1 protein-coding gene is annotated in these 1,196 nt (G+C 41.6%); it reads right to left on the bottom strand.

The annotated features are described in order from the left end of the window. Nucleotides 1-1,194, bottom strand: a 1,194-nt coding sequence (gene sstT, locus CXF78_RS01170; RefSeq protein WP_257984792.1) for a serine/threonine transporter SstT, incomplete at its 3' end; no start/stop codon positions are given. Between the last annotated feature and the right edge of the window lie 2 nt (nt 1,195-1,196).

Here is a 1,196-nt window from a genome sequence, read left to right on the forward strand (position 1 = left end):
TTTAGCAGCCTCTTTAGCTTCAGCAGCTTCACATGCTGCTGCAGTAAAGATAACATCTGTAGAGCTATTTAGTGCTGTTTCGGCTGAATCTTGAATCACACCAATAATAAAACCAACTGCCACAACTTGCATGGCAACATCATTAGAAATCCCAAACAAACTACACGCTAATGGGATTAATAATAATGAACCACCGGCAACACCTGAAGCACCACAAGCAGAAACCGACGCTATCACGCTCAATAACAGAGCTGTCATAAAGTCCACTTGAATACCCAAAGTATGAGCTGCTGCTAATGTTAATACCGTAATGGTAATCGCAGCACCGCCCATATTAATGGTGGCACCTAATGGAATAGACACTGAATAAGTGTCTTTATGCAGTTTTAATTCTTCACACAAAGCCATGTTGACCGGAATATTGGCCGCACTTGAACGGGTGAAAAAGGCTGTTACACCACTTTCACGTAAACACTTAAATACTAATGGATAAGGATTACGCTTAATTTTGACATAAACGATAATAGGGTTAATCACCAAAGCAATGAATAACATAGATCCCACAAGTACCATCAATAATTGGCCGTAACCCGCTAGAGCGTCGAAACCTGTTTCAGCAAATGTGGCCGCAACTAAACCAAAAATACCGATAGGCGCTAAACGAATCACAAAGCGAACAATATTTGACACCGCATCACTGACATCTGAGAGCATTCGTTTAGTGCTGTCGCTGGCATGATGCATGGTTATTCCAAGACCAGCCCCCCACACCAAAATACCAATGTAATTGCCCGTTAATAGTGCGTTAACTGGGTTATCGACAATTTTGAACAATAAGGTATTGATAACTTCACTAATCCCTTGAGGAGGATTGGTTCCCTCTATCCCAGTGGTTAGCAATAAAGTGGTTGGAAACGCAAAACTGAATAATACTGCGGTTAATGCAGCAACAAATGTACCCAGAAGATATAGCCCAATGATAGGACGCATATTGGTTTGGCTATTTTTCTTTTGATTGGCAATCGATGATGCAACCAAAACAAAAACCAGGATTGGCGCAATAGCTTTTAAAGCACCCACAAAAAGTGAGCCCAAAAAAGCCACATTGTTGGCACCTGTTGTTGAAATACTTGCCAGAATCACGCCCAAAATGATTCCGCTGATAATTTGTAGCACGAGGCTACCGTTAGCGATAC

The sequence above is a fragment of the Shewanella sp. 11B5 genome (assembly GCF_002836795.1).
Taxonomy (GTDB): Bacteria; Pseudomonadota; Gammaproteobacteria; order Enterobacterales; family Shewanellaceae; genus Shewanella; species Shewanella frigidimarina.